Annotated in this window: 24 protein-coding genes; 14 read left to right on the forward strand and 10 right to left on the reverse strand. The window is 70.4% G+C overall.

What is annotated here, in order from left to right; all coding sequences use genetic code 11:
• Positions 1 to 16 precede the first annotated feature (16 nt).
• The gene (locus M1L60_RS04885; RefSeq protein ID WP_253236063.1) at positions 17 to 385 is read right to left on the reverse strand and encodes an FKBP-type peptidyl-prolyl cis-trans isomerase; all 369 of its coding nucleotides are present in this window, start codon (positions 383 to 385) and stop codon (positions 17 to 19) included.
• Between the two features lie 109 nt (positions 386 to 494).
• Here M1L60_RS04885 and M1L60_RS04890 point away from each other — a divergent pair, with 109 nt between their 5' ends.
• The 5 genes from M1L60_RS04890 (at position 495) to M1L60_RS04910 (ending at position 4,596) form a co-directional block, all read left to right on the forward strand.
• Positions 495 to 1,400, forward strand: coding sequence for a lytic polysaccharide monooxygenase auxiliary activity family 9 protein (locus M1L60_RS04890; RefSeq protein ID WP_253236064.1), 906 nt, complete (start codon positions 495 to 497; stop codon positions 1,398 to 1,400).
• Between the two features lie 118 nt (positions 1,401 to 1,518).
• Positions 1,519 to 1,758, forward strand: a complete 240-nt coding sequence (locus M1L60_RS04895; RefSeq protein ID WP_253236065.1) for a hypothetical protein — start codon at positions 1,519 to 1,521, stop codon at positions 1,756 to 1,758.
• A gap of 10 nt (positions 1,759 to 1,768) precedes the next feature.
• Positions 1,769 to 3,163, forward strand: a complete 1,395-nt coding sequence (locus tag M1L60_RS04900) for a DUF4331 domain-containing protein (RefSeq protein ID WP_253236066.1) — start codon at positions 1,769 to 1,771, stop codon at positions 3,161 to 3,163.
• Between the two features lie 74 nt (positions 3,164 to 3,237).
• Positions 3,238 to 3,552, forward strand: a complete 315-nt coding sequence (locus tag M1L60_RS04905; RefSeq protein WP_253236067.1) for a phospholipase — start codon at positions 3,238 to 3,240, stop codon at positions 3,550 to 3,552.
• Between the two features lie 27 nt (positions 3,553 to 3,579).
• On the forward strand, positions 3,580 to 4,596 hold the full coding sequence (locus tag M1L60_RS04910) for an AraC family transcriptional regulator (protein WP_253236068.1): 1,017 nt from the start codon (positions 3,580 to 3,582) through the stop codon (positions 4,594 to 4,596).
• A gap of 89 nt (positions 4,597 to 4,685) precedes the next feature.
• Here M1L60_RS04910 and glgC read toward each other — a convergent pair whose 3' ends face one another.
• Entirely contained in the window at positions 4,686 to 5,918 is a 1,233-nt protein-coding gene (gene glgC, locus M1L60_RS04915; RefSeq protein WP_253236069.1) for a glucose-1-phosphate adenylyltransferase, read from the reverse strand.
• Between the two features lie 135 nt (positions 5,919 to 6,053).
• On the opposite strand from glgC, the gene glgA reads away from it, so the two are divergent.
• Positions 6,054 to 7,253, forward strand: coding sequence for a glycogen synthase (glgA, locus tag M1L60_RS04920; RefSeq protein ID WP_253236070.1), 1,200 nt, complete (start codon positions 6,054 to 6,056; stop codon positions 7,251 to 7,253).
• Between the two features lie 367 nt (positions 7,254 to 7,620).
• On the opposite strand, the gene M1L60_RS04925 is transcribed toward glgA, so the two are convergent.
• Positions 7,621 to 8,529, reverse strand: coding sequence for an NAD(P)/FAD-dependent oxidoreductase (locus tag M1L60_RS04925; RefSeq protein WP_438862071.1), 909 nt, complete (start codon positions 8,527 to 8,529; stop codon positions 7,621 to 7,623).
• A 102-nt stretch (positions 8,530 to 8,631) separates the two neighbouring features.
• Between M1L60_RS04925 and M1L60_RS04930 the strand changes: the two genes are divergently transcribed.
• Positions 8,632 to 10,248, forward strand: coding sequence for a glycoside hydrolase family 10-like protein (locus M1L60_RS04930; protein WP_253236071.1), 1,617 nt, complete (start codon positions 8,632 to 8,634; stop codon positions 10,246 to 10,248).
• 137 nt (positions 10,249 to 10,385) lie between these two features.
• Here M1L60_RS04930 and M1L60_RS04935 read toward each other — a convergent pair whose 3' ends face one another.
• A complete protein-coding gene (locus tag M1L60_RS04935) occupies positions 10,386 to 11,267 on the reverse strand; it encodes an SDR family NAD(P)-dependent oxidoreductase (protein WP_253236072.1) in 882 nt (293 codons plus the stop codon).
• A 59-nt stretch (positions 11,268 to 11,326) separates the two neighbouring features.
• Between M1L60_RS04935 and M1L60_RS04940 the strand changes: the two genes are divergently transcribed.
• Positions 11,327 to 12,244, forward strand: coding sequence for an AraC family transcriptional regulator (locus tag M1L60_RS04940; RefSeq protein ID WP_253236073.1), 918 nt, complete (start codon positions 11,327 to 11,329; stop codon positions 12,242 to 12,244).
• Positions 12,245 to 12,250: 6 nt separating this feature from the next.
• On the opposite strand, the gene M1L60_RS04945 is transcribed toward M1L60_RS04940, so the two are convergent.
• From M1L60_RS04945 to M1L60_RS04955, 3 genes are all read right to left on the reverse strand, one after another.
• Positions 12,251 to 12,622: a VOC family protein gene (locus M1L60_RS04945; protein ID WP_253236074.1), complete on the reverse strand. Its 372-nt coding sequence runs from the start codon at positions 12,620 to 12,622 to the stop codon at positions 12,251 to 12,253.
• 57 nt (positions 12,623 to 12,679) lie between these two features.
• Complete coding sequence (locus tag M1L60_RS04950; protein WP_253236075.1) at positions 12,680 to 13,099, reverse strand: YidB family protein; 420 nt, start codon at positions 13,097 to 13,099, stop codon at positions 12,680 to 12,682.
• 67 nt (positions 13,100 to 13,166) lie between these two features.
• Positions 13,167 to 13,355: a hypothetical protein gene (locus M1L60_RS04955; RefSeq protein ID WP_253236076.1), complete on the reverse strand. Its 189-nt coding sequence runs from the start codon at positions 13,353 to 13,355 to the stop codon at positions 13,167 to 13,169.
• 111 nt (positions 13,356 to 13,466) lie between these two features.
• Here M1L60_RS04955 and M1L60_RS04960 point away from each other — a divergent pair, with 111 nt between their 5' ends.
• The gene (locus M1L60_RS04960; protein WP_253236077.1) at positions 13,467 to 14,066 is read left to right on the forward strand and encodes a TMEM175 family protein; all 600 of its coding nucleotides are present in this window, start codon (positions 13,467 to 13,469) and stop codon (positions 14,064 to 14,066) included.
• Here the strand turns inward: M1L60_RS04960 and M1L60_RS04965 are convergent.
• Positions 14,063 to 14,212, reverse strand: a complete 150-nt coding sequence (locus M1L60_RS04965; RefSeq protein WP_253236078.1) for a hypothetical protein — start codon at positions 14,210 to 14,212, stop codon at positions 14,063 to 14,065. The genes M1L60_RS04960 and M1L60_RS04965 overlap by 4 nt on opposite strands.
• Positions 14,209 to 15,093, reverse strand: coding sequence for a hypothetical protein (locus M1L60_RS04970; RefSeq protein ID WP_253236079.1), 885 nt, complete (start codon positions 15,091 to 15,093; stop codon positions 14,209 to 14,211). The genes M1L60_RS04965 and M1L60_RS04970 overlap by 4 nt, the downstream gene beginning before the upstream one ends.
• Positions 15,094 to 15,227: 134 nt before the next feature.
• On the opposite strand from M1L60_RS04970, the gene M1L60_RS04975 reads away from it, so the two are divergent.
• The 4 genes from M1L60_RS04975 (at position 15,228) to M1L60_RS48225 (ending at position 19,962) form a co-directional block, all read left to right on the forward strand.
• A complete protein-coding gene (locus M1L60_RS04975) occupies positions 15,228 to 18,227 on the forward strand; it encodes a PEP/pyruvate-binding domain-containing protein (RefSeq protein ID WP_253236080.1) in 3,000 nt (999 codons plus the stop codon).
• Positions 18,224 to 18,832: a hypothetical protein gene (locus M1L60_RS04980; RefSeq protein ID WP_253236081.1), complete on the forward strand. Its 609-nt coding sequence runs from the start codon at positions 18,224 to 18,226 to the stop codon at positions 18,830 to 18,832. Before M1L60_RS04975 ends, M1L60_RS04980 begins: the two co-directional genes overlap by 4 nt.
• A 4-nt stretch (positions 18,833 to 18,836) precedes the next feature.
• Complete coding sequence (locus M1L60_RS04985; protein WP_253236082.1) at positions 18,837 to 19,514, forward strand: TetR/AcrR family transcriptional regulator; 678 nt, start codon at positions 18,837 to 18,839, stop codon at positions 19,512 to 19,514.
• A 247-nt stretch (positions 19,515 to 19,761) separates the two neighbouring features.
• Positions 19,762 to 19,962 carry a pentapeptide repeat-containing protein gene (locus M1L60_RS48225; protein ID WP_369077212.1) on the forward strand — a complete coding sequence of 67 codons (201 nt, stop codon included), beginning with the start codon at positions 19,762 to 19,764 and terminating at the stop codon, positions 19,960 to 19,962.
• A gap of 222 nt (positions 19,963 to 20,184) precedes the next feature.
• Here M1L60_RS48225 and M1L60_RS04990 read toward each other — a convergent pair whose 3' ends face one another.
• On the reverse strand, positions 20,185 to 21,081 hold the full coding sequence (locus M1L60_RS04990; protein WP_253236083.1) for a helix-turn-helix transcriptional regulator: 897 nt from the start codon (positions 21,079 to 21,081) through the stop codon (positions 20,185 to 20,187).
• Positions 21,082 to 21,286: 205 nt separating this feature from the next.
• On the opposite strand from M1L60_RS04990, the gene M1L60_RS04995 reads away from it, so the two are divergent.
• Positions 21,287 to 24,298, forward strand: a complete 3,012-nt coding sequence (locus tag M1L60_RS04995) for a family 78 glycoside hydrolase catalytic domain (RefSeq protein ID WP_253236084.1) — start codon at positions 21,287 to 21,289, stop codon at positions 24,296 to 24,298.
• Positions 24,299 to 24,301 lie beyond the last annotated feature (3 nt).

Consider the following 24,301-nt stretch of genomic DNA (forward strand, 5'->3'; position numbering starts at 1 on the left):
AGCGCCGCGGTGCAGGTCACTGCACGCCGAGGAGATCCACCACGAAGATCAGCGTCTCGTTCGGCTTGATCACTCCGGGGGCGCCCTGCGCGCCGTAGCCCAGGTGCGGCGGGATGGTCAGCTTGCGGCGGCCACCGACCTTCATGCCCACCACACCCTGGTCCCAGCCGCCGATGACCCGGCCGCCGCCGAGCGGGAACGCGAACGCCTCGCCACGGTTGTAGGAGGCGTCGAACTCGCGGCCGGTCGAGTGCGCCACGCCCACGTAGTGGACGCTGACGTTCTGACCGGGCGTCGCCTCGGGCCCCTCGCCGACAGTGATGTCCTCGATCACGAGGTCGGCCGGGGGTGCGCCCTCGATCGGACCGACGTCGGGCTTGTCCATGGGAACTCCATTCGTTGACAGTCGAGCCCCGCCATGCAATCACACGCTTCGTCACAGCTGGTGGTGGACGTGCTGAACGACTCACGCGAGTTATCCGTATTGCACGGGCGTGAGGATTCATCGTCTGGCCGCGGCGGCACTGGCTGTGACCGCCGCCGCCGCGCTCGCGCCCTCGGCGGCCCAAGCCCACGGGTCGCCGACCACGCCGATCAGCCGCACCTCGGCGTGTGCTGCCGGTGGTTCGGAAACAGGAAGTAAGGCCTGCCAGGCGGCCCGGAAGGCGAACGGCCGCAGCTTCGGCAAGTTCGACAACCTGCGCATCGCGAACGTCGACGGCAAGGACCGCCAGGTCGTGCCGGACGGGCAGCTGTGCAGCGGCGGGCTCGCCCCCTTCCAGGGCCTCGACCTGCCGCGCGACGACTTCCCGGCCACCGAGGTCACGCCGGGGAAGAACCTGACGATCCGCTACCGGGCCACCATTGCGCACGCGGGCCAGTTCCGGGTCTTCCTGACCAAGCCTTCGTACGACCCCAGCCGGCGCCTCACCTGGGCCGACCTCGGCAGCAAGCCGCTGGTGGCGGTGACCGACCCGTCGTTGGAGGACGGGGCGTACGAGTTGAGGGCGAAGCTGCCCGAGCGGACCGGCCGCCACATCCTCTACATCGTGTGGGAGACGTCGAGCACGCCCGACACGTACTACTCGTGCTCGGATCTGGCGTTCCCGGCCGGGCCCAAGTCTGTGCCCGCTCCCGCGACAAAAGCCGCAGAAACCCCGAAAACTGCCGAGCCGATCATCAAGGCCACGAGTACGGCGCCCGCGCCCGCGGTCGTGCGGGCGACCGCTCCCAAGACGTCGGCCGCCGCCCCCGCGCCGCGCGCCATCACGCCGGTGAGTGACAACAGCCGGGTCACTCTGGGCCACTGGATCGTCGCCGGCGCCGTGGTCCTGGGTTCCGGCGCAGTGGCCTGGGCAGGCACGGGAGCAATTCTTCGCAGACGCCGCGAAAACCGTTGAACCGCAACGGTTCGCGCCTCGTACTGATGGGCGTCGACATCACAAGCAAGTCCGTTTCTCCCCCTGAGGAAACACGAAAGGCCGAGCAATGAGGCGAGTTCGTTACGGTCACCAAGGAGTGAACCGCCGCCGCGTACTGGCGATTGCCGCCACTGCGGGTGTCGGGGTCTCGGTGGCCGGCGTGGCCGGTCTGAGCCTGGCCGGCGAGAACGGCGAGACCCCCAAGGGCGCCGGTCCGCTGGTCCTGTCGTTGCGCGACGCCGAGAAGGGCACGTTCGACGTCTTCGTCGGCGGCTCCAGGAGCACGCTCACCGACAAGAAGCTCGCGGCCAAGCTGCTCAAGTCGGCGAAGGGCTGAGGGAGAATCCATGTCATCGCACCGCGAAGCGCCCGAGATCAGCAAGGATCCGGTGGCCGACAGCTCCGACCTGTACGCGTTCGTCAGCCCCGACGACCCGGACACCGTGACGATCATCGCGAACTACGTGCCGCTCCAGCTCCCGTCGAGCGGCCCGAACTTCTTCGAGTTCGGCGACGACGTCCTCTACGAGATCCACATCGACTCGAACGGCGACGCCCGGCCCGACCTGACGTACCAGTTCCGGTTCCGCACCGAGCTGCGCAACGAGAAGACGTTCCTCTACAACACCGGGCCGATCGACGCGCTCGACAGCGAGAACTGGAACCGTCGCCAGTTCTACTCGGTGACCAAGGTCGACGCGTACGGGAAAAGCACCGTACTGGCCAAGAAGTTGCCCTGCCCGCCCTGCAACGTCGGCAAGCTGTCGATCCCGGACTACGACGGCCTGGCCGCCGACGCCGTGGCCAAGCTGAAGACGGGCGAGAAGGTCTTCGCCGGTCAGCGCGCCGACGCGTTCTTCGTCGACCTGGGCGCCATCTTCGACCTGGGCACGCTGCGCCCCTTCCAGGACAAGCACCTGGTCGGCCAGACCCTGTTCAACTACGCGGGCAAGGCGGTCAACGCCACCGACAAGCTGAACGTGCACAGCATCGCCATCCAGGTGCCCCTGAGCGCCGTACGCCGGGACGGCAAGAAGAAGGTCCGCGGCCGCGACCCCGAGGCTGTCATCGGCGTCTGGACCTCGGCCAGCCGCCGCCAGGTGCAGGTGCGCAACGGCGACAAGAAGAACGACGACGTCGTGGTCGGCCCCCAGGTGCAGGTCTCGCGGCTCGGCAACCCGCTGTTCAACGAGGTCATCGTGCCGATGGCCGAGAAGGACAAGTGGAACAGCCTCTCGCCGGCCGAGGACAAGCGGTTCGCCCAGTTCGTCGAGAAGCCTGAGCTGCAGACGCTGCTGCCGGTGCTCTACCCGGGCCTGTTCGACAACCTGGCCGAGCGCGACAAGCAGGACAAGCCCCGGGCCGACCTGGTGGCGATCCTGCTCACCGGCATCCCGGACGGGATCATCGAGAACTTCCAGAACAACACCGGCGAGGTGCAGGCCGACATGCTGCGCCTCAACACGGCGATCCCGCCGTCCAAGGAGCCCAGCAAGTTCGGCCTGGTCGGCGGCGACCTGGCCGGCTTCCCCAACGGGCGCCGCATCGCCGACGACGTGGTGTCGATCTCGATCCGGGCCATCGCGGGCGTGACACTGCCGCTGGTCGAGAAGGACTTCGAGCCGGACGCCGCGGCCGCGCTGGTCGAGCAGGGCCTCAGCATCAAGGACGCGAGCGCCGGCCTGCTCAAGAAGTTCCCCTACCTCGGCACCCCCTTCGACGGATTCGGTAACCCCAAATGAGCCCCTATCCAACCACCCCGGCCACCACCCCTAAACCGGAATCAGGTCCTTCTGCCGATCACAGCTGGCACAGCATGACCCCGTCCGGGCAGGGCACAGTGATGCTCAACATCGGCGACGGGATCGGTGCGCTGATCATCAATACGCCTGGTGGCATGCACGGCCGGGAGATCGAGGTCAGCCCGGTCGAGGATCCGGCCCGGCGTACGCACGCGGCCGTTCGCGCCCGCTACGTGTGGGGCGGCGTCTGCTTCAGCGTCGTGCTCGACAGCCTGCCCGAGGGCCGCTACACCGTCTGGGACGACCCGGTGACGCCGCTGGGCGAGATCGACGTCCGCAGCGGCGCGGTCGCCGAGTTCACCTGGCCGGTGGCTTCCCTCGTCGGATAGGCGCCCGTCGGGTCTAGGGTGGACGCCATGGTCGGCGTCCCCCTGACGACTCTTCCGGGCACACCCGGTGCGGACGCGCCCGTCCACTTCTCTCTGGACACGACCGATGTGGACGAGGCGCGGGCCTTCTGCCGCCGCATGTTCTACGGTCCGTTGCGGGTGGACCCGGTCGGTGACCGGTCCGGGTTCGCCTTCCACGGCGACGTGGTGGCGCTCGGGTCGATCACCGTCGGCGAGATCAGCTACGGCAGCGACATCCGGGTCGCCATAGCCGACCTCGAGACGTCCTACCACGTTTTAGCACCACTGACGGGTGTGCTCCGGTCGCGCCACCGGGGCACCACGGTGCTGGCCGACCAGACCCGGGCCGCGGTCTACCGTCCGGTCGGCGACATCGACCTCGACTGGCCGGGGAGTTGCCGCCTGCTCAGCGTCAAGGTCGAGCGGGCCGCCCTCGAGCGCGAGCTGGACGCCGCCCTGGATCAGCAGATCGTCAGCCCGCTGCTGCTGGGCGACAGCTTCAATCTGACGGAGGCCCCCGGGCGTACGTGGATGGCGCTGGTCCAGTTGTTCTTCGGTGAGCTGCTGCGGGGCCGCGGCCTGGCCACCCAGCCCCGGATGGCCGGCCGCTGGCGCGACATGGTGGTCAGTGGGCTGGCGCTGACGGTCGAGCACCCGTACGGCGAGGAGCCGCACGGCATGCGCGGGCCCAACCGCCCGCGGACGGTCAAGCGCACGCTCGACGCCATGCACGCCGAGCCCTGGCGCCCGTTCACGGCCACCGACCTGGCCGGCATCGCCGGGGTCGGGGTGCGGGTGCTGCAAGAGTCGTTCCGCCAGCACGTGGGCATGTCGCCGCTGACCTACCTGCGCCGATTACGCCTCGACGGGGTGCACGCGGAACTGTCGCGTTCGGACCCGTGGCAGGTGAACGTGTCCGAGGTGGCCTACCGCTGGGGGTTCACCCACCTCGGGCGGTTCGCCGGCGCGTATCGGGCCCGGTACGGCGTACCCCCGTCCCAGACCCTCCGCGAACGCCGCTAGAGTTCCCCCTTCCAACCACCCCGGCCGCCACCCCTGAACCGGATTAGAGCTCCCCTTCCAACCACCCCGGCCGCCACCCCTGAACCGGATTAGAGCTCTACTTTTTGGCCCTTGCCGATCACGACCACCCCGTTGTCCGAGACCGTGTAGAGCTTCCGGTCGCGGTCGAGGTCGACGCCGATCTGGGCGCCCTCGGGCACGATGACGTTCTTGTCGATGATCGCGTTGCGGATGACCGACCGCCGGCCGACCTTCACGCCCTCCATCAGCACTGAACCCTCGACGTGGGCCCACGAGTTGACCCGCACGTTGGGCGAGATCACCGACCGCTCGACCAGCGCGCCCGACACCACGACCCCGGGCGAGATCATCGACTCGATCGAGCGGCCCTGCCGATCGTCGAAGCCGTGCACGAACTTGGCCGGCGGCCACGAACCGTAGTTCGTGAAGATCGGCCAGTCGTGGTTGTAGAGGTTGAAGATCGGCTCGGTGGCGATGAGGTCCATGTGGGCCTCGTAGAACGAGTCGAGCGTCCCCACGTCGCGCCAGTAGCCACGGTCGCGGTCGCTGCTGCCCGGCACCAGGTTGTCGCGGAAGTCGTAGACGTTGGCCTCGCCCCGCTCGACCAGCATGGGGATGATGTTGCCGCCCATGTCGTGCTTGCTGTCGGGGTCTTGCGCGTCTTTGGTGACGGCCTCGCACAGCGCCCGCGTGGTGAAGATGTAGTTGCCCATCGACGCGTAGATCTCGTCGGGAGCGTCCGGGAGGCCGTCGACCTCTTTCGGCTTCTCGCGGAAGGCCTTGATGCGCTTGCCGTCCTCGGCCACGTCGATGACGCCGAACTGGTCGGACATCGACTTGGGCTGCCGGATGCCGGCCACCGTGACCGCGGCCCCCGAGGCGATGTGGTCGTTGACCATCTGCTTCGGGTCCATGCGGTAGATGTGGTCGGCGCCGAACACGATCACGTAGTCGGGCGACTCGTCGTTGATCAGGTTGAGGCTCTGGTAGATCGCGTCGGCCGAGCCGGCGAACCACCGCGGGCCGAGCCGCTGCTGCGCCGGCACCGGCGTGACGTAGTTGCCGAGCAGGGTCGACATGCGCCACGTCTTGGAGATGTGCCGGTCGAGCGAATGGGATTTGTACTGAGTCAGGACGACCATCTTCAGATAGCCGCCGTTGGCGAGATTCGACAGCACGAAGTCGATCATGCGGTAGATGCCGCCGAACGGGACGCCGGGCTTTGCCCGGTCGGCCGTCAGGGGCATCAGGCGCTTACCTTCACCACCGGCCAGAACGATCGCAAGCACCTTGACAGCCATGGAAGGACGCTAACTTTCCGCCAGCCGGAGCGCCAGCCGAAGAAGGGAACTCGCCGTGGTCATCGCGGCGACGGCCAGGGTAACTGATCTTGGTCCCCTGAGGCGAGGGATCGGAACAAGCATTAGGCTGCGGACGTGACCGAGAGACTGCGCGTGGACCTCATCACCCGGGAATACCCGCCGGAGGTGTACGGCGGGGCCGGGGTGCACCTCGAATACCTGACGCGCGACCTCCGGAACCTGGCCGACGTCCGCGTGCACTGCTTCGGCGCCCCGCGCGACGAGCCCGGCGTGACCGCCTATCCCGAGCCGGCCGAGCTGGCCGGGGCCAACGCCGCGCTGCGCGTGATGGGCGTCGACCTCGAGATCGCCGCCGGGGCCGAGGGCACCGACATCGTGCACAGCCACACCTGGTACGCCAACTTCGCCGGGCACACCGCCAAGCTGCTGTACGGGGTTCCGCACGTCGTCACCACGCACAGTCTCGAGCCGCTGCGGCCGTGGAAGGCGGAGCAGCTCGGCGGGGGTTACGCGCTCTCGTCGTTCTGCGAGCGGGTCGCGATCGAGAACGCCGACGCGGTCATCGCCGTCTCGGGCGGCATGAAGCGGGACGTTCTGACCGCGTACCCCTCGGTCGACCCCGACAAGATCCAGGTCGTCTACAACGGCATCGACACCACGTTGTACGCGCCCAACCGTGACACGGACGTCATCGAGCGCCTGGGCATCGACCTCAACCGCCCCAGCGTGGTCTTCGTCGGCCGCATCACCCGCCAGAAGGGCCTGCCCTACCTGCTGCGCGCCTGCCGGTCGCTGCCGCCCGAGACGCAGATCGTGCTGCTGGCCGGCGCCCCCGACACCCCCGAGATCGCGGCCGAGGTGACGGCGCTGGCCGACGAGCTGCGCGCCGCCCGCGACGAGCACGGCGTGATCTGGGTGCAGGAGATGCTGCCCAAACACGAGGTCATCCAGGTCCTGACGCACGCCACGGTCTTCGTCTGCCCCTCGATCTACGAACCCATGGGCATCGTGAACCTGGAGGCCATGGCCTGCGAGACGGCGGTCGTGGCCACAGCGACGGGCGGCATCCCTGAGGTGGTGGCCGACGGCGAAACCGGCCTGCTGGTCCCGATCGAGCAGGTGCAGGACGGCACGGGCACCCCCGTCGACCCCGACAAGTTCATCGCCGACCTGGCCGCCGGCATGACGGAGCTGATCCAAGACCCGGCCCGAGCCCGCGAAATGGGCCTGGCCGGCCGCCGCCGCGCCGTCGACAAATTCAGCTGGTCCCGAATCGCCGAGGAAACACTGGCGGTCTACCGCTCAGTCCTCTGACCAGCCGCGTCCTGCGTCGCCGTGTTCCGGTCGACCGCTCGTCGCTCTGATCGGCCGCTTGCCGGGCTCTGACGAGACGTGTCCTGCGGCGATGTGTTCCGGCTGACACCCGGTCGACCGCTCGATGCTCTGGTCGGCCGCTTGCCGGGCTCTGACGGGACGTGTCCTGCGGCGATGTGTTCTGGCTGACACCCGGTCGACCGCTCGATGCTCTGATCGGCCGCTTGCCGGGCTCTGACCGGCCGCGTCCTGCGCGCCGTGTTCTGGCCGGGACGCGCGTCTATGGTTCCGTGCTGTGACAAGGGCGCGAACTAGCGCCCCACGCTTGTCCGCGCCCTGAGAATGTCGCGGGCCACCGCGCGGCCGCTCAACCAGGCGGTCTGCACCCGCGGCCGGCCGAAAACATCGCCGCACAGATAGACGTTGCCGCTGCGGGCGAAGTCCCCTGGCAGCGGTTTCGGTTGCGCGTACGGCCACCGGCGGAGCGCGATCTCCGGCACCCCCTCAATGCCGAGCAGCGCGTTGACCGCCGCCGCCATCTCGGCGCCCCCCTCATCCCGGTCACCCCTCGCGAGACGATCCGTTTCGTCTCGCCCGCGCTGCTCGAGACGATCCGTTTCGTTCGCGTGTGCTGGGCGAGACGATCCGTTTCGTCTCGGGCGAACTTCGGGGTCGAGTGGGCCACCAGCACGGGGGCGCGGTCGCCGCGGCGGTCGCCGTCGTCGCAGACCGTGGACAGGACGGGGTGGTCGTTGACGAACAGCCCGCCGAAGTCGTCCCACGTGCGGCGCGGGTAGGTCAGCACGGCCGTCAGCACCGGATCCCACGACTGCTCGCGGGCCGCCGGAAAGTCGGTGATCCGGAGCGCCTCCGGCCCCGGCATGGCCAGCACCACGTACTCGGCCTCGGGCAGTTCCGCGACCTCGATGCCGTACGTGATGTCGAGCTCGGCGGCCAGGCTGACCGCGAGGCTGCGCAGCCCGCCCGGCGCCGACCACCGCATCGGCCCCGGCCCGTGCTGGCCCCGGAACGTGTCGGTCCACGGCCGGGTCAGCCCCTCGATCCGCCAACTCTGCAATCGGCCCTGGAACGAACGGTCATCGGCCGTCACATAGGCCGCGCCGACATCGGCATACCGGCCGCCCAGATACGAACTGGCCAGCCGCCCGCCCGGTTCGTTCCCGCGTTCGAGGACGCGCGTGGGCACCCCGGCGTCGACCAGTTCCCGGGCGCAGGCCAGACCGCTGATCCCGGCTCCCACCACCACGACCGTCACCCGCACGACTCTACGGTCGCGCCTACCGATCCGGGTGACGTCCGGCGACGCGGCATCTACGGTGATTCGTGGAGATCGTCGGGGCAAGGCACACTGGTCCCCATGCTCCGCGTCCCCCGCCCACCCGTACGGCTGACTCTCGTCGTCGTCTCGGTGTTCTTCGCGACCGCGGTCCTCGGCGCCGGCCTGCTGCGGGCGGCCACCTACAAGCCGGCCCCGGCGGCTGGTGCGCCCTGGTCGTCGGCGTCGGTGGCGCCGGTGCCGGGCGTCGAGGGCCGATGCGGCACCGTGCCCGTCAAGGCGGCCCGGCAGCTGCGGGGCATGTGGCTCACCACGGTGACCAACATCGACTTCCCGAGCAAGCGAGGGCTGAGCCAGGCCCAGGTCAAGGCCGAATACCAGCGCTGGCTCGACCTGGCCGTGGCCCAGCGCCACAACGCGATCTTCGTGCATGTGCGGCCCAGCGGCGACGCTTTCTGGCCCTCGGCGTACGCACCCTGGTCCGAGTGGTTGACCGGCAAACGCGACGGCAAATCGCCCGGGTGGGACCCGATGGACTACATGGTGCGTGAGGCGCATGCTCGCAACCTCGAGTTCCACGCCTGGTTCAACCCCTACCGAGGTACGCAGCCCGGCCCGGCCGGCCCCGGGGCCGACTTCGCGAAGCTGGCCCCCAACCACCCGCTGATCAAGCACCGCAACTGGGCCATCTCGTATCCGAAGGGCAAGAACGGCCGCCTCTACTTCGACCCGGGCATTCCGGAAGCGCGCAAGTTCGTCGAGGATTCGATGCTCGAGGCGGTGCAGAAGTACGACATCGACGGCGTGCACTTCGACGACTTCTTCTACCCCTACCCGCAGGCCGGCCAGGACTTCCCGGACGACGCCAGCTTCGCCCGCTACGGCGCCGGCAAGTCGCGGGGCCAGTGGCGGCGCGACAACGTGGACACGCTGGTCCGCGAGATGCAGGAGCGGATCAAGCAGCTCAAGCCGTGGGTCAAGTTCGGCATCAGCCCGTTCGGCATCTGGCGCAACAAGACGAGCGACCCGGCCGGTTCCGACAGCAAGGGCCTCGAGGCGTACGACGCGATCTACGCCGACACCCGCAAATGGGTGCAGCAGGGCTGGCTCGACTACATCGTGCCGCAGTTGTACTGGACCATGGGCTTCGACAAAGCCGACTACACCAAGCTGCTGCCGTGGTGGACGGCGCTCATCAAGGGCACCGACGTGCAGCTCTACATCGGCATGGCCGACTACCGCATCGGCGAGGACGGCGCCTGGAGCGACCCGGGCCAGCTCGACCGCCAGATGACCCTGAACGAGAAGGCCGGTGTCCAGGGCCAGGTCCACTTCAGCGCGAAACAGATCCGGGCCGACCGTCTGGGTGCGGTGACCCGCTACAAGGACAACCACTACGCGTCCCCGGCCCTGCTGCCGCGCATGTCCCGCCTGCCCGCCGACCCGCCCGCGGCTCCCCGGCTGATCGCGGCGACCCGCTCCGGCCCGGCCATGAAGTTCGAGGCCTCGGCGGACGGCGCGACGAGCTGGGCCCTCTACCGCGTCACCGGCGACGCCGCGTCCCTGGTGGCGACCGGCCGGGCCGGCTCCGCGGTCATCGACCCCGCGGCCCCGGCCGGCCCCGCCACCTACTGCCTGAGCGGCCTCGACCGCTCCGCCAACGAGGGCCCGATCAGCCCACCCCTGGCCACATCCTGACAGCCGACGACCGACAGCCATTGCGGGCCGACCGCTCCTTCGGCCCACTCCAGGCCGTGGGGCGGCTGACGGCCATGGCCCCAAGCGGTGGGACGGTCGGCGGACGATGGCGGCCCTGCGTCTGAAGTCGTGGGCGGTCAGTGGGCCTTGACGGCTTCCTCGGCCAGGGCCCACAGGCGGTCGGCGGTGGTGGGGTCGACCGACCACTCGGCGACGCCCATCATCGGCTCGGGGCCGCCGGGGACGACCGCGGCCTCCTGGTTGTCCTCGTCGAAGTAGCGGCCGGTGACGCCGGCCAGCAGCGGCGAAGCGGCCAGCAGCACCTCGGCCGCCGCCCCCTGCTCCGGCGTCTTGAAGCCGTCGGGGTGGATCAGGTTGCCGTCGTCGTCCATCGCGCCCAGCGCCTGCATGGTCGCCTGGTCGATGTGCCGCTGCAAGTTGGTGTGGATGCTGCCCGGCGCCATAGCGTTGGCCGTGACCCCGTCGAGGTGCCGGCCGATCGCCACCGCCAGCAGCACCACCGCCGTCTTGGACTGGCTGTAGGCCACCCACGGGTCGTACGCCCGCTTCTCGAAGTGCGGGTCGTCGAGGTCGACCCCCGCGCGCAGTTGCGCGCCCGAGCTCACCAGCACGACCCGGGCCTCCGGGGCGAAGTGCGGCTGCAGCCCCTTGACCAGCGCGAAGTGGCCCAGGAAGTTGGTCGCGAGCTGCAGCTCCCAGCCGTTGGCGGCGGTGCGGCGCTCGGGCACGGCCATGATCCCGGCGTTGGCGATGACCGCGTCGACCGTCCCGGTCCAGGCGTCCGTGTAGGCGCGCACCGAGTCGAGGTCGGCCAGGTCGAGCTCCTTGCGGGCCGGCGTGATGACGTCGGCGCCCGCGTCGCGCAGCGCGTCGGCGGCGGCGCGGCCCAGCCCCGAACCGCCACCCGTGATCAGAATGTGCTTACCGGTCAGGTCGATCCCGGCGAGCACCTCGGCGGCGGTGGACCGGGCGGTGAACGGAGTCTTGATCGTTGTCATGCTCCCAGTGTGCGGCGGCACACTTGGATTCTGAATGGCTCAGGGTCCAACATAGTTGCGTGAGAGTCCAAGCCGATCCGCTCGACGACGTCCTGGCCCTCGTCGGCACCACCAGCAGCCTCTCCGCGGGCCTGATCGCCGGCGGCGAGTGGGCGGTGGCGTTCGAGCCGCCGCCCGCGGTCAAGTTCAACGCCGTGCGCCGCGGCCGCTGCCTGCTGCGGGCCGACGGGCAGGAATTCGAGTTGCAGGCCGGCGACTGCTTCCTGCTGACCCGCCCGATCGCGTTCACGCTGGCCAGCGGCCCCGACGTGACGCCCGAGCCGGCCGGCCCGCTCTTCCGGGCGGCCGGCGAGGACGGCATCGCCCAAGCCGGCCGCGGCGACGACGTCGTGCTCATCGGTGGCCGCTTCGGCTTCGGCGAACGGGCCCAGGAACTGCTGCTCGACGCCCTGCCCCCGGTCGTGCACGTGCCCGGGGCCAGCACGGCCGCGGCCGCGGTGCGGTGGGCCCTCGAGCAGATCGACACCGAGATGCGCGACCGCCCACCCGCTTCGAGTCTGCTCACCGAACACCTCGCCCTCGTCATGCTCATCCACCTGCTGCGACTGCACCTGGCCGCGGCGCCGCCGGCCGGGGGCTGGCTGGCCGGCCTGGCCGACCCTGTCGTCGGGTCCGCGCTGCGAGCGATCCACGGCAAACCGGCGTACGCCTGGACGGTGGCCGACCTGGCCGCCGTGGCCGCGGTCTCGCGGTCGACCCTGGCCGCCCGCTTCAAGCGGGTGGTCGGCCAGGGCCCGCTCGACTACCTGACCCAGTGGCGGATCGAGCTGGCCTCGGCCCGCCTGCGCCACGGCGACCACACGCTGGCCGCCATCGCGCGCGAGGTCGGATACAGCTCGGAGAGCGCCCTGAGCACAGCCTTCAAGCGCGTCACGGGCACGTCGCCGCGCGCCTACCGAGCCGCGCGGGTCGCCTGACCGCCCTCAGCCGTTGGGGCGGCTCTCGATCGCCTGGAGCGACCAGCTGTTGCCGTCGGGGTCGCGGAAGTGGACGAAGTTGCCCCAGGCCTGTTTGTCGACCTCGCTGACCTCGATGCCCGCCTCGGCCAGGCGGGCCCGGGCGGCCTCGGCGTCGGCCACCACGCACTGGATCTCTTGCGTGCCCGGCGTCTTCTCGGTGATGCCGTCACCGAGCACGATGGAACAGGCCGAGCCTGGTGGTGTCAGCTGCACGAACCGCAATCCCTCGTGGACGCGATAGTCGTGATCGGCGTTGAAGCCCGCGCGCTCGTAGAAGGTCTTGGCCCGGTCGACGTCGGTCACGGGGACGGGGATGAGCTCAATCTTCATGTCCATGGGCTCACCGTAGGCCTCGGGTGCGACAGTTTTCCGCCCCGTGCGCGCCGGCGGAAATCAGCCGAAGGCGCCGGCCGACCGGTCGTCGGCGTCGATGGCCTCGAGAATGTGACGGCCCAGCTGGTCGGCGCCGATCACCGTGCCGCCGGGGCTGGCCGCGTCGACCAGGTCGGGCAGGATCGAGGCGAGCTGCCAGGCCACGGCGGCCGAGCTGCCCCCGGCGAACGTCGCCAGATCATCGAGCGGTCCCTCGCCGACCGTCGAGCGCACCTGGTCGACCGTCATCGGCTGGTTGTGCGCAGCATCGGAGAGCCAACTGCCGTACTGCTCAGGGGTGGTCGTCTCGGCCAGCCGCAGCACGACGGAGTGCAGATGGGCCGGGCCGGTCGGACGGGCGCCGGTGTGCGCGAGGCCGAAGAGCAGGTCCCGCACCTCGGGGTCGTCGAGCAACGTGGACAGTTTGGCGATATCGGTCATCACCGGTCTCCCTCCGCACGGTTTCCCTCTCAGACCGCGCGGCCGGAAGATCTGTGACAGTCCGTCGTCAGTATTCGCCGCCGAGCGCGCTGACCAAGCGGTCCGGCGTCAGGCCCAGCTCATAGAGCATCGCCGTGTCCTTCGGCTCGTCGAGGTCGATCCGGTCGGGCAGCCGGCCTTTCACGGATTCGGCGTAGTCGGGCCCGTAGGCGCGGCGGAGAACGGTGAGCGCATGGGTCTTCGTGATGACAGCCATGCCTACAAGGACAGGACTGCAGGCCGGTTCCGTGACATCGGGCTCGTCACAGTTCCGGCGGCTGTCCGGTCTTGCCGGACGAAGCGGGTCATCAAAGGAGGGGCGGTCGCGATGCGCACCAGTCGGCTCGAGGCGTTCAGTGACGGCGTGCTCGCCATCATCATCACGATCATGGTGCTGGAGTTGAAGATCCCGGAGAGCCACGACCTGTCCGGCCTCCTGCACGACACCGGCGACGGGCTCCTGACCTATCTGCTGAGCTTCGTCTGGATCGGCATCTACTGGGTCAACCATCATCATATGTTCCATTTGGTACGGCACGTAGCCGGCGGAGTGCTCTGGGCCAACCTCGCGCTGTTGTTCACCCTGTCGTTGCTGCCGTTCACGACGGCCTGGATGGACGAGTCGGCCTTCGCTCGCACCCCGGTCGTCGTCTACGGCCTCAACCTGACCGCCGCGGCGCTGGCTTACCTGGTGCTCCAGAAGCTGATCATCAGGCACCAGGGGGCCGAGTCGCCGCTGCGGCAGGCCGTGGGCAGCGACCTCAAGGGCAAGATCTCGCCGTTCTTCTATCTGGCCGGCGTTCTCACCGCTCTGTTGGTCGAACACGCGGCGATCGGCGTCGCTTTCTTCGCCGCCTGCGCGCTGCTGTGGCTGATCCCCGACCGCCGCATCGATCGGATGGTGCACGAACTGGAACCGGTCGACTAACGACGGCCGGTGCGGGGCGCGGTGAGCGGGGGACGGCAGCCCTGGCGGGCCGGAACGGACTCGGTCCGCTCCGGCCCGCGATCGATTCCGTCGTCCCCCGCGACGTCGTCGCGGCCGGAATCGAACGGCTCCCCGAGAGGAGTCATCGGTTTCCCTTGAACTGCACGCAGCCCTTCTCGTCGGGCAGCAGCGGCCGGAAGGTGATCAGGTATTTCACACCGTCGGCGGTCCACGGGGTCAGCTGGTTGGCCTTCTTGGCCGCGGCGACGACCTTGTCGCTGTCAGCGCCGGTCACGACCACGCAGCCGATCTTGAAGGCCGGGTTGATGAAGTCGCCGGGCAGCGCCGGACCGGGCCAGGCCACCTCGGGCTGGGCCGGCTGGTCGGCCCCCTGCTTGACGTACGGGCGGGCCAGTGCGGCGATCGACTCGGCCTCGTACGGGCCGGCCGCCTTGGGGTCGCCGCTGGACGACAGGTCGCTGAGCTTGTTGACGAACGCGGCCAGCGTGGACCGGGCCGCCTCTTGCGGGGCGGTGAGCATCGGGTCGTCCTTCTGGGCCTCGTTGAGCGCCTCGACCGCGACGGCCTGGGTACCCTGCGCGGTGGCGACGGTGACCCGGGTGGTGGGCGCGTCGGCCACGTTGGGCCGCCCGAAGTCGGTGCCGGAGCGCACCCCGGCGTCGGTCGCCTCCTTGACCAACTGTTGCACCTGGTCGGGCTCGAGCGTGACGACCTGGAGGTTGGGCAGCGCGGGCCCGGGATAGATGGCGGGGACGGGGCCCTGGGTGATCAGCCGCCCGTCGGCGTAGATGCTGATCGCGGGCAGGGTGCCGACCGTGCGGTCCGGCGGGACGAAGCCGCCGGAGGACTCCACGCGCAGGACCAGTTCGTCTCCGCCCTGGGGGTAGGCGGAGGGACTCTCGCGGGAGTCCGGCGCGCCCGCGCCGGTGGTGCCGGGCTGCGCGCATGCGGCGAGCAGGAACAGGGGAACGGCGGCGGCCATCAGGGTGCCGCGGAGACGAGTCATGCCCCTTCAGACGATTTGGGGGCGTCCGTGGTTCCGGCCGTGTCAGGAATTTCGCCCATCCCGACCGATGCATTGCAGTCGTATTGGAAAGAGGTTAGCCTTGGCGATGCAGTCGTATTGCCAAAGGAGGCGCGGTGACCATCTTCGATCTGCGTGACGTGTCGGCCGACCTGGTCGACCGGGTCGGGGGCAAGGCCGCCAACCTGGGCGAACTGCTGCGGGCCGGCGAGCGGGTGCCACCCGGCTTCTGCCTCCCGGCCGAGGTCACCGACCTTCCCAAAGGTCAAATTATTGCGGCGTACGACCGTTTGGGCGGGGGACCGGTGGCCGTGCGCTCGAGCGCGACCGTCGAGGACGCGCCCGGCGCGAGCTACGCCGGCATGTTCGACACCGTCCTGGACGTCCACGGTCCCGAGGCACTGCTCGCCGCGATCGAGGCGTGCCGTGCGTCGGCCTCCAACGCGCACGCGGCGGCCTACGCCCCGGGCGAGATCCACATGGGCGTCGTCGTTCAGCGCATGGTCCCCGCCGAGCGGGCCGGCGTGCTGTTCACGGCCAACCCGCTGACCGGCTGCCGCACCGAGATGCTGGTCGAATCCGCCCCCGGCCCCGGCTCCACGGTTGTCGACGGCCACACCGACGTGGATCGCCACGTGCTCACGTCGGCCGACCCGTTGTGGGCGGTGGGGCAGCGGCTCCAAGCGCTGTTCGGCTCGCCGCAAGACGTCGAGTGGGCGGTCGACGAGCACGGCGAGCTGTGGATCCTGCAGTCGCGGCCGATCACCACCCTGTTCCCGGCACCCCCACCGACCGACGGCCCGCCCCGCCTCTATCTCGAGTTCGGCCATGTCCAGGGCATGCTGCAGCCGGCCACCCCGATGGGCATGGACACGCTCCGCCAGCTGATCAAGGCGATGCTGGCGCCGCTCGGGCTGCGGGTCGAGATCATCGACATCGGCGGTCGCCTCTACGGTGACCTGAGCGATCTGGTCCGCGACCCGGTCGCGCGCCGCCGCCTGATCCCACTGATGGCGGTCGACTTCGGTCCGCGGGCCCAGGCCGTGGTGCGCCACGTGCTCGACGACCCCCGCTTCGCCCCCGGAAAGGGCCCGAAAAAGAAGCGTGAGGGCAACCTGCCACCGATCGGCCGAGCCGTCCGCGGCGTTCTCGGCGCGCTGGCCGACCCCGAGAAGGCGCGAGCCCGCCTCGACGCCGCCGTCGAGCGCATCCGGCTCTCCTCGGTCAGCGACGCCGGCCACCTGACGACGGCCGACCGGCTGCGCCTGGTCCGCGACCACGACCAGACCGACGGACCCGACGCGATCATCTGGCCCATCGTGGCCGGCATGCTGGCCGGCGCCCTTCCACCCCGGCTGCTCGGCGACGTCGCCCAGCCGGGCGAGATCCACACCGTGCTGGGCGGCATGCCGCACAACGTCACGATCGAGATGGATCTCGCCCTCTGGGCCCTTGCCCGCGACGCCGCCGACCCCGAAACCGTCGACCTCACCGGCTTCCTCGCCCGCTACGGCCATCGGGCCGCGGCCGAGGTCGACCTGGGCGTCCCACGCTGGTCGGAAGACCCGGCCCCGGTCCGGGCCGCCCTGGCCAACCTGATGCGGCTCACCGACCCCGAACAGGCCCCCGACCACCGCTTCGCCCGCGCCGCCGAACAGGCCGAGGCAGCCCTGGTCACCCTCGGCGCGCGGGCCCGCCGCCGTCGCCCGGTACGCGGCCGGCTGGCCATCTTCCTGCTGAACCGCGCCCGGCGCCTGGCCGGCCTGCGCGAGGCAGGCAAGTTCGCCGGCCTCTACCGCATCGCCGAAATGCGCCGCCACCTCCTGGCCATCGGCACCGACCTGACCAACGCCGCCGTCCTGTCCCACCCCGACGACATCATGTTCCTGACCCTCGACGAGGCCGAAACCGCCGCCCGCCTCGCCGACCGGCTCTCGTCCGACCCCCTCAACGCCGATGCGAGCGGACACCACGACGCCAACGAGTCGCGCGACACCAACCAGCCGCGCCGGCCTGGCGAGTCCCGCGGGGCTGTCGGGCCGGACGGCGTCGACGGGTCGCGTGGGGCTGGCGGGCCGCACGGCGTCAGCGGATCGCGAGGGCCCGGCGGGCCGCAAGGCATTGTCGAGTTGCGCAAATCCGGCGGGCCGGACTTCGCTGGCGGGTCGCACCGCCTTGGCGAGCCGCACGGCGCTGACGGGCGGTGGGTCGCTGGCGGGTCGCATGGCGTTGGCGAGCCGCTCGAGGCCGGTGACTATCGGCAGTTGGTCGCTGAGCGCCGCGCGGAACATGAGCGTGAGCTGCGTCGCCGGTCGGTGCCTGTGGCGCTGCTTTCCGATGGCACCGATGTCGAGGCGGTGCTGCCGGCCGCGCACGATCCCGGGGCACTGCGGGGCGTTGGCGCGTCGGCGGGACGGGCGACGGGGCGGGTTCGTGTGGTGCACGACCCGGCCACCGCCCACCTCGAACCGGGCGAGGTGCTGGTCACCGCGACGACCGATCCGGGGTGGACGCCGCTCTTCCTGACGGCAGCCGCCCTCGTCACCGAGACCGGCGCCGTCATGGCCCACGGCCCCACGGTCGCCCGCGAGTACGGCATCCCCGCCGTCATCTGCGTCCCCGGCGCCACCGAACGCCTGCGCACAGGCCAGCTCGTCACGGTCGACGCCGCGGCCGGCACCGTCACCGTCGTGACCGACGGGGCTTCCATTGTCACCATCGAGACCGACGCCGTCGCTGAAGAAGCCGGCACCGACGCGGACCGGGAAGTCGCAGATGGCGGAGCCTCCAGTGTTGTGCCTGGTGCCACCGGCGATCGGTCGGCTGCTGCCGCAGGCGGATCGGTCGGCGCAGACGTAGGCGCCCACGCGGGCCGGCTGGCTGCAGGCCTGGAGGCCGCGGATGGCGGGGCCGCTGATGAGGTGGCCGGCGCCGACGAGCGCTCGACTGGTACGGGCGGATCGGTCGCTGCGGAAGTCGGCGCCGACCCGGGGCGGGCGGCGGCCGGTGGGGCGGCCGGTGTCGGGGCTGGCGCGGCCGACAAGCGTTCTGCTGGTGCTGCGGGTGGACCGGGTGACGCGGATGGTGCTGGTGCTGTGGCGAGGGGACTGTCGTGAGTGTTTTGCGTCGTGCTGCTGCGGCTGAGGCTGCGACCTGGCGGAATCTGGCCCTCTGGGTCACCCGGCGGCCGGTCGAGCTGCACGGGGGTCAGGCCTTCGGGTATCTCGGGGTGGTCAAGCCGATCCTCGGGGTCTTCCTGGGGCTGTCGGTGGTCGAGATCCCGGTGCTCGACCTGATCGTCAAGCATGTGATTCCGTGGGGTCCGGCTCGTCTCATCATGCTGGTGATCAGTGTGTGGGGTCTGTTGTGGATGCTCGGCTTCCTGGGTGGGCTGATCCGGAACCCGCATCTGGTCGTCGCCGAGGGGCTGCGCGTTCGGATGGCGTCCAGCGTAGACATCGTTGTGCCCTGGGAAGACGTCGTCTCGGTCAGCAAGCATTACCGGTCCATGCCGTCCAGCAAGGCGGTGCAGTACGAGGACGGCGCGCTGCATATCGTGGTCGGCAGTCAGACCAGTGTCGACGTGCGTCTGCGGCGGCCGCTGTCGTTCGAGCTGCCCCGCGGGACGGGCGAGCAGGTCGATGAGGTACGGCTGTACGCCGACGATCCGGACGGTCTGGTGCGGGCCGCCCGGGCCCACCTCGAGGCGTACGCGGAGTGACGACATGCCCAAGAAGGTCGACCATGACGAGCGTCGCCGGCTCATCGCCGACGCGTTGATGCGGGTGGCCGCCGAGCAGGGGCTCGAAGCGGTCAGCCTGCGGCACGTGGCGGCCGCGGCGGGGGTCTCGGCCGGGATGGTGCAGCACTACTTCCGCACCAAGGACGAGATGATGTCGTTCGCCTTGTCGGCGGTGAGTGAGCGTAGCGAGGCCCGGGTGCGGGTCGCTGTGGGGGCGCTCGGGGCCGACCCGCCGCCCCGGGCACTGTTGCGCACGATGATCGCCGCGCTGCTGCCGCTCGACGACGCGGCCCGTGAGGACGGGCGGGTGGCGCTCGCGTTCCTGGCCTACACGGCGGTGCGGCCGGCGGCGTCGGCCGAGTTGCACCCGAGCACGGCCGAGTTCGTCCACTTCATAGCCCGCCAGCTGCCGAGCGGCGAGATCCGCCAGGCCACAGGCCTGCTCGCGCTGATGGAGGGTCTGGGCGTCTACCTGCTCGGCGGCCAGTACGAGGCCGAACAGGCCCTCGACGCCCTCGACGCCCACCTCGACCTGCTGTTCGGCGCGCCTGCTCCGGACCGGACCGCCAAACCAGGCTGGGAGTTCCGCACCGGCCTCGCCTCCAGCAACACACCGTCGATCGAGCTGGCCGACGAACCCGACCGCGTCGAGCGGCGATAGCCGGAACCCCGGGATGCTGTGCGGCGGGATGCTGTGCGGCGGGATGCTGTGCGGCGGGATGCTGTGCGGCGGGATGCTGTGCGGCACGGGGTTGTGCGGCGTGGTGTTGGGTCGGCGCGATGCGGGGCGGCGCGCGGTGCCGTAGGCCCCGCGAGCAGGGCGTTCTCGTGCGTACGGCGTCGGCGCACCCAGACCGGCGATCCGTCGACCAGGGCCGCATTAGGGCGGCGCGATGTTCGGCAACGCGATGCTGGGTGGCGCGGTGTTGGGGCGGCGCGATGTTCGGTGGTGCGGTGCTAAGTGGCGTGGTGTTCGGTGGTGCGGTGCTAAGTGGCGTGGTGTTCGGTGGCGCGGCGATGAGTGCGTGGTGTTCGGTGGCGCGGTGCTAAGTGGCGTGGTGTTCGGTGGTGCGGTGCTAAGTGGCGTGGTGTTCGGTGGTGCGGTGTGAAGTGGCGTGGTGTTCGGTGGTGCGGTGCTAAGTGGCGTGGTGTTCGGTGGCGTGGTGCTGGGTGGCGCGGTTTTGTGGTGGCGTGGTGTTCGGCGGCGCGGTGTTGGGTGGCGCGGTGTTGGGTGGCGCGGTGTTGGGTGGCGCGGTGTTGGGTGGCGCGGTGTTGTGGTGGCGCGGTGTTGTGGTGGCGCGTGTGGGGTGGCGGGGTGTGGGGTGCGGGGGTCAGTGTTTGACGGCTCCGGTGAAGCGGGCGCGGTAGGTGGAGGCGCTCAGGCCGTAGTGGGACTTGAAGCGGCGGGCGAAGTAGTTCTGGTCGGGCCAGCCGACGGACTCGCCTATGCGGTTGATGGGCTGGTCGGTGTGGAGGAGGCGGTCGGCGGCCAGTTCTACGCGGAAGCGGGACAGGTAGGCCATGGGCGGCAGGCCAGTCGCCGACTTGAACAGGCGGACCAGGTAGCCGGGGGCCAGGTGCAGGTCGGCGGCCAGCTCGGTCAGGGTCCACTGGTGGGCGGGACGGTCCTCCATCATGCGCATGGCGTCCAGGACTGCGGTGTGGGTGCCGGCGGTGACCTCGGCGATCTGGTCGGTGTCGGCCACGGCTCGGGCCAGGCCGCTCAGGAACAGCATCAGGCGGCCGATCAGGTCGCCGCGGTAGTTGCCGGGGGGTAGCGTGCGGAGTTTCTGCAGGCCGTCCAGGTGTTCCAGGCTTGCTGTCAGGGCGTCGTCGTGCAGGTGGGTGTAGAGGATGCCGCGGCGCTGGTTGGCGTAGGGGCCGGTCCAGAGCAGGTGGCCCAGGTGCGGGTCCTGGCGGGTCCAGGCCAGCTCGCGTTGGAGCAACTCCGTTGAGAAGCAGCAGTTGTAAAGGTCCAGGTGGCGGCAGTTCTCGTAGCCGTGCCAGACGCCGGGGCGGAGCAGGATGGCGTCGCCGACTTGCAGCTCCTGGCGGCCGGCGAGACTGTGATGGACACCCGAGCCGGACATGACCACGGCGATCTCGACGAAGCTGTGCGTGTGCACGGGATGTGTGTCCTCGTGCAGATAGTGGCCGGCGTACGCCACCGAACCGTCGATGAAGTGCAGCAACGTCCGGGTGTTCTCGACCGGGGGCTCTTCGGTCATGCCTCACCGTAGGCCCCCAGGTGAATTTCGTGCTACCTCCGGTTCATCACGGGCTATGTCGTGGGCCACACCGACCCAGAGGATCGGGGGCACGGCGAAACGTTCTCGCCACCAAAACGAAACATTGTGATCGCCTTCTCGTCGCGTCGGTTCTTGAATCGTTTCACCGGCGGAAGGCGGTACGTAACGCCCGCACAGGAGTGACATGCCGGACATTTCTCCACCCGCCGCCCTTCGCTTCGACCATCACCCCGCCCCTGTGCTCGGCCTCGGCAATCCCACCCCGCGCCTCTCCTGGCAGGTGTCGTCCGCCCCCGCCACCTACACACAGACTCGATACGAAATCGAGATCACCCGCCCGGCCGCCCCGGCCTCCACGAACAGCGGCGCAGCCGCCCAGCCGGCCGCCGAAGGCAGGGGGAACAGCGGTCCGGCCGCCCCGGCGTCTACGAACAGCGGCGCAGCCGCCCAGCCGGCCGCCGAAGGCAGCGGGAACAGCGGCCCGGCCGCCCAGTTGGGTGCCGAAGGCAGCGCGGACAGCGGGCCGGCCGCCCAGGCGAGCAGCGCGCCGGCCGGTGGCGCGGCCACCGAGGTCTTCACGGTTGTGTCGGGGGAGCAGGTTCTGGTGCCGTGGCCGGGGGCGCCGCTCGTGTCGCGGGAGGCGGCATCCGTACGGGTGCGGGTCGGGGACGACGACGGCTGGAGCGACTGGAGCGAGGCGGCCACGGTCGAGACCGGGCTGCTCGACGCAGCCGACTGGAGCGCCCGCTTTGTCGCCGCGCGGGAGATCGGCGCCTGGGGAAGCCCGTCGCCGATTCTCACCGGCACGGTCGAGCTGCCGGCCGGCGTTGTGAAGGGGCGTCTCTACGCCACCGCGCACGGGCTCTACGAGGCCACGCTCAACGGCACCCGGGTCGGCGATGAGCAGCTCGCGCCGGGCTGGACCGCCTACCAACACCGGCTGCGTTACCAGTCGCACGATGTCACCGCGCTGCTCGCCGAGGGTGTGAACCGGCTCGAGGTGCAGCTCGGCAACGGCTGGTTCCGTGGTTACCTGGGCTTCCGCAACCAGCACAGCCTCTACGGCGACCGCCTCGCGCTGCTGGCCCAGCTCGAGGTCGAGACCGCCGACGGCCGCGTCCACACGCTCGCCACCGACGGCTCCTGGACCGCTCGCGAGGGCACCACCACGAGCGACGACCTCTACAACGGCCAGCACATCGACCTGCGCCGCGAGCTCGGCCCGCAAAGCCCGGTCGACGTCCTCGACGCCGACCTCGGTCGGCTGGTGGCGCCGGACGGCCCGCCCGTCCGCGTCACCGACGTGCTGCCGGCCGTCGCCGTCACCACCTCGCCGTCCGGGAGGACGCTGGTCGACTTCGGCCAGAACGTGGTCGGCTGGGTCCGACTCACCGTGCGCGGCGCCCAGCAAGGTCAGCCCGTGACAGTGCGGCACGCCGAGGTGCTCGAGGACGGGGAGCTGGGCGTCCGCCCGTTGCGGGAGGCGAAAGCCACCGACGAATGGATCTTGAGCGACGACGATGAGGTGGTGCTCGAGCCCGGCCTGACGTTCCACGGATTCCGGTACGCCGAGGTCACCGGCGTCGACAACCTCGAAACGGCCGACATCGAGGCCGTGGTCGTCGGCTCCGATCTGCGCCGCACCGGCTGGTTCGAATCGTCGCACGAGCTGCTGAACCGGTTCCACGAGAACGTCGTCTGGGGCATGCGCGGCAACTTCGTCGACGTGCCCACCGACTGCCCGCAGCGCGACGAGCGCCTCGGCTGGACCGGCGACATCCAGGTCTTCTCGCCCACTGCGTCTTTCCTGTTCGACTCGGCCGGTTTCCTCACCAACTGGCTGGCCGACCTGGCCGCCGAGCAGCAGAAGGACGGTTCGGTGCCGCATGTCGTGCCGGACGTGATCCGGCAGACCGGCCCGGCCGCCGCGGCCTGGGGCGACGCCGCCGCTATCGTGCCCTGGGTGGTCTACCAGCGCACCGGCGACGCCGGCCTGCTGGAGCGGCAGCTGCCGAGTATGCGGGCCTGGGTCGACCGGATCGCCGGTCTGGCCGGGGCGGGCCGGCTGTGGGCGGGCGGCTTCCAGTTCGGCGACTGGCTCGACCCGGCGGCCCCGCCCGAGGACCCGTTCCGGGCCAAGGCCGACCCCGACGTCGTGGCCACCGCGCACCTGGCCCGCTCGGCCGAGATCGTGGCCCGGGCCGCCCGGGCGATCGGCGACGACGACGTGGCCCGCGAGTACGGCGAGCTGGCCGAGCAGGTGCGGGCCGCGTTCGCCCGCGAGTACGTGACGGCGGGCGGCCGGGTGCTCAGCGACGCCACCACCACGTACGCCCTGGCCCTGCAGTGGGCTTTGCTGCCCACCCCCGAGCAGCGCAAGCACGCGGGGGAGCGGCTGGCCGATCTGGTCCGCGCGTCCGGGTTCCGGATCAGCACCGGCTTCGTCGGCACCCCGCTGATGACCGACGCGCTGACCGACGCCGGGCAGCCCGAGCTCGCATACCGGCTGCTGCTGCAGACGGGCGTGCCGAGCTGGCTCTACCCGGTGACCATGGGCGCGACCACGATCTGGGAGCGCTGGGACAGCATGCTCCCGGACGGCTCGATCAACCCGGGCCAGATGACCTCGTTCAACCACTACGCGCTGGGGGCGGTGGCCGACTGGCTGCACCGGCGCGTGGCCGGCCTCGCGCCCGGCGAACCCGGTTACCGCCGGATCGACGTGCGCCCGCAGCCCGACCGGCAGCTCACCCGCGCTGCCGCCAAGCACCTCACCCCGTACGGGGAAGCCTCTGTCTCTTGGCAGCGCGACGGCGGTGAGCTGCGGCTCGAGGTGGTGGTGCCGGTCGGCGCGACGGCCTCGGTGCACCTGCCCGGCGGCGAAAAAGAAGACGTACGCCATGGGACGCACGCGTGGGTGGTCGAGGACCCGTACGCCGGGGAAGCCGCCCTACCCGCCGAGCCGACCATCCGGCAGCTCATGGATCACGCGCCGACCTGGGACAAGCTCGTCGCCACCGCTCGCGAAGCGGGCGTGGTCGACGGCGAAGCCGCGCTGGCCGACAGCGTCCAGCGCTACCTGGACGCGCCCGCGACGGAATTCGCCGACGCCGCCACCGCGCACGGCTTCATCCCCGGCGGCGACCAGCTCGCCGCCCGACTGACCGCCCTTCTCTCCCCCTCTTCCGACAAATAAGGG

This window comes from Paractinoplanes aksuensis, from assembly GCF_024137025.1.
GTDB classification, from domain to species: Bacteria; Actinomycetota; Actinomycetes; order Mycobacteriales; family Micromonosporaceae; genus Actinoplanes; species Actinoplanes aksuensis.

Coding starts and splice junctions, on each gene's coding strand:
- M1L60_RS04885 (WP_253236063.1), bottom strand. CDS start 385: ATGGACAAGCCCGACGTCGGTCCGATCGAGGGCGCACCCCCGGCCGAC.
- M1L60_RS04900 (WP_253236066.1), top strand. CDS start 1,769: ATGTCATCGCACCGCGAAGCGCCCGAGATCAGCAAGGATCCGGTGGCC.
- M1L60_RS04905 (WP_253236067.1), top strand. CDS start 3,238: ATGACCCCGTCCGGGCAGGGCACAGTGATGCTCAACATCGGCGACGGG.
- M1L60_RS04910 (WP_253236068.1), top strand. CDS start 3,580: ATGGTCGGCGTCCCCCTGACGACTCTTCCGGGCACACCCGGTGCGGAC.
- glgC (WP_253236069.1), bottom strand. CDS start 5,918: ATGGCTGTCAAGGTGCTTGCGATCGTTCTGGCCGGTGGTGAAGGTAAG.
- M1L60_RS04930 (WP_253236071.1), top strand. CDS start 8,632: ATGCTCCGCGTCCCCCGCCCACCCGTACGGCTGACTCTCGTCGTCGTC.
- M1L60_RS04935 (WP_253236072.1), bottom strand. CDS start 11,267: ATGACAACGATCAAGACTCCGTTCACCGCCCGGTCCACCGCCGCCGAG.
- M1L60_RS04945 (WP_253236074.1), bottom strand. CDS start 12,622: ATGGACATGAAGATTGAGCTCATCCCCGTCCCCGTGACCGACGTCGAC.
- M1L60_RS04950 (WP_253236075.1), bottom strand. CDS start 13,099: ATGACCGATATCGCCAAACTGTCCACGTTGCTCGACGACCCCGAGGTG.
- M1L60_RS04955 (WP_253236076.1), bottom strand. CDS start 13,355: ATGGCTGTCATCACGAAGACCCATGCGCTCACCGTTCTCCGCCGCGCC.
- M1L60_RS04960 (WP_253236077.1), top strand. CDS start 13,467: ATGCGCACCAGTCGGCTCGAGGCGTTCAGTGACGGCGTGCTCGCCATC.
- M1L60_RS04965 (WP_253236078.1), bottom strand. CDS start 14,212: ATGACTCCTCTCGGGGAGCCGTTCGATTCCGGCCGCGACGACGTCGCG.
- M1L60_RS04970 (WP_253236079.1), bottom strand. CDS start 15,093: ATGACTCGTCTCCGCGGCACCCTGATGGCCGCCGCCGTTCCCCTGTTC.
- M1L60_RS04985 (WP_253236082.1), top strand. CDS start 18,837: ATGCCCAAGAAGGTCGACCATGACGAGCGTCGCCGGCTCATCGCCGAC.
- M1L60_RS48225 (WP_369077212.1), top strand. CDS start 19,762: ATGCTGGGTGGCGCGGTGTTGGGGCGGCGCGATGTTCGGTGGTGCGGT.
- M1L60_RS04990 (WP_253236083.1), bottom strand. CDS start 21,081: ATGACCGAAGAGCCCCCGGTCGAGAACACCCGGACGTTGCTGCACTTC.
- M1L60_RS04995 (WP_253236084.1), top strand. CDS start 21,287: ATGCCGGACATTTCTCCACCCGCCGCCCTTCGCTTCGACCATCACCCC.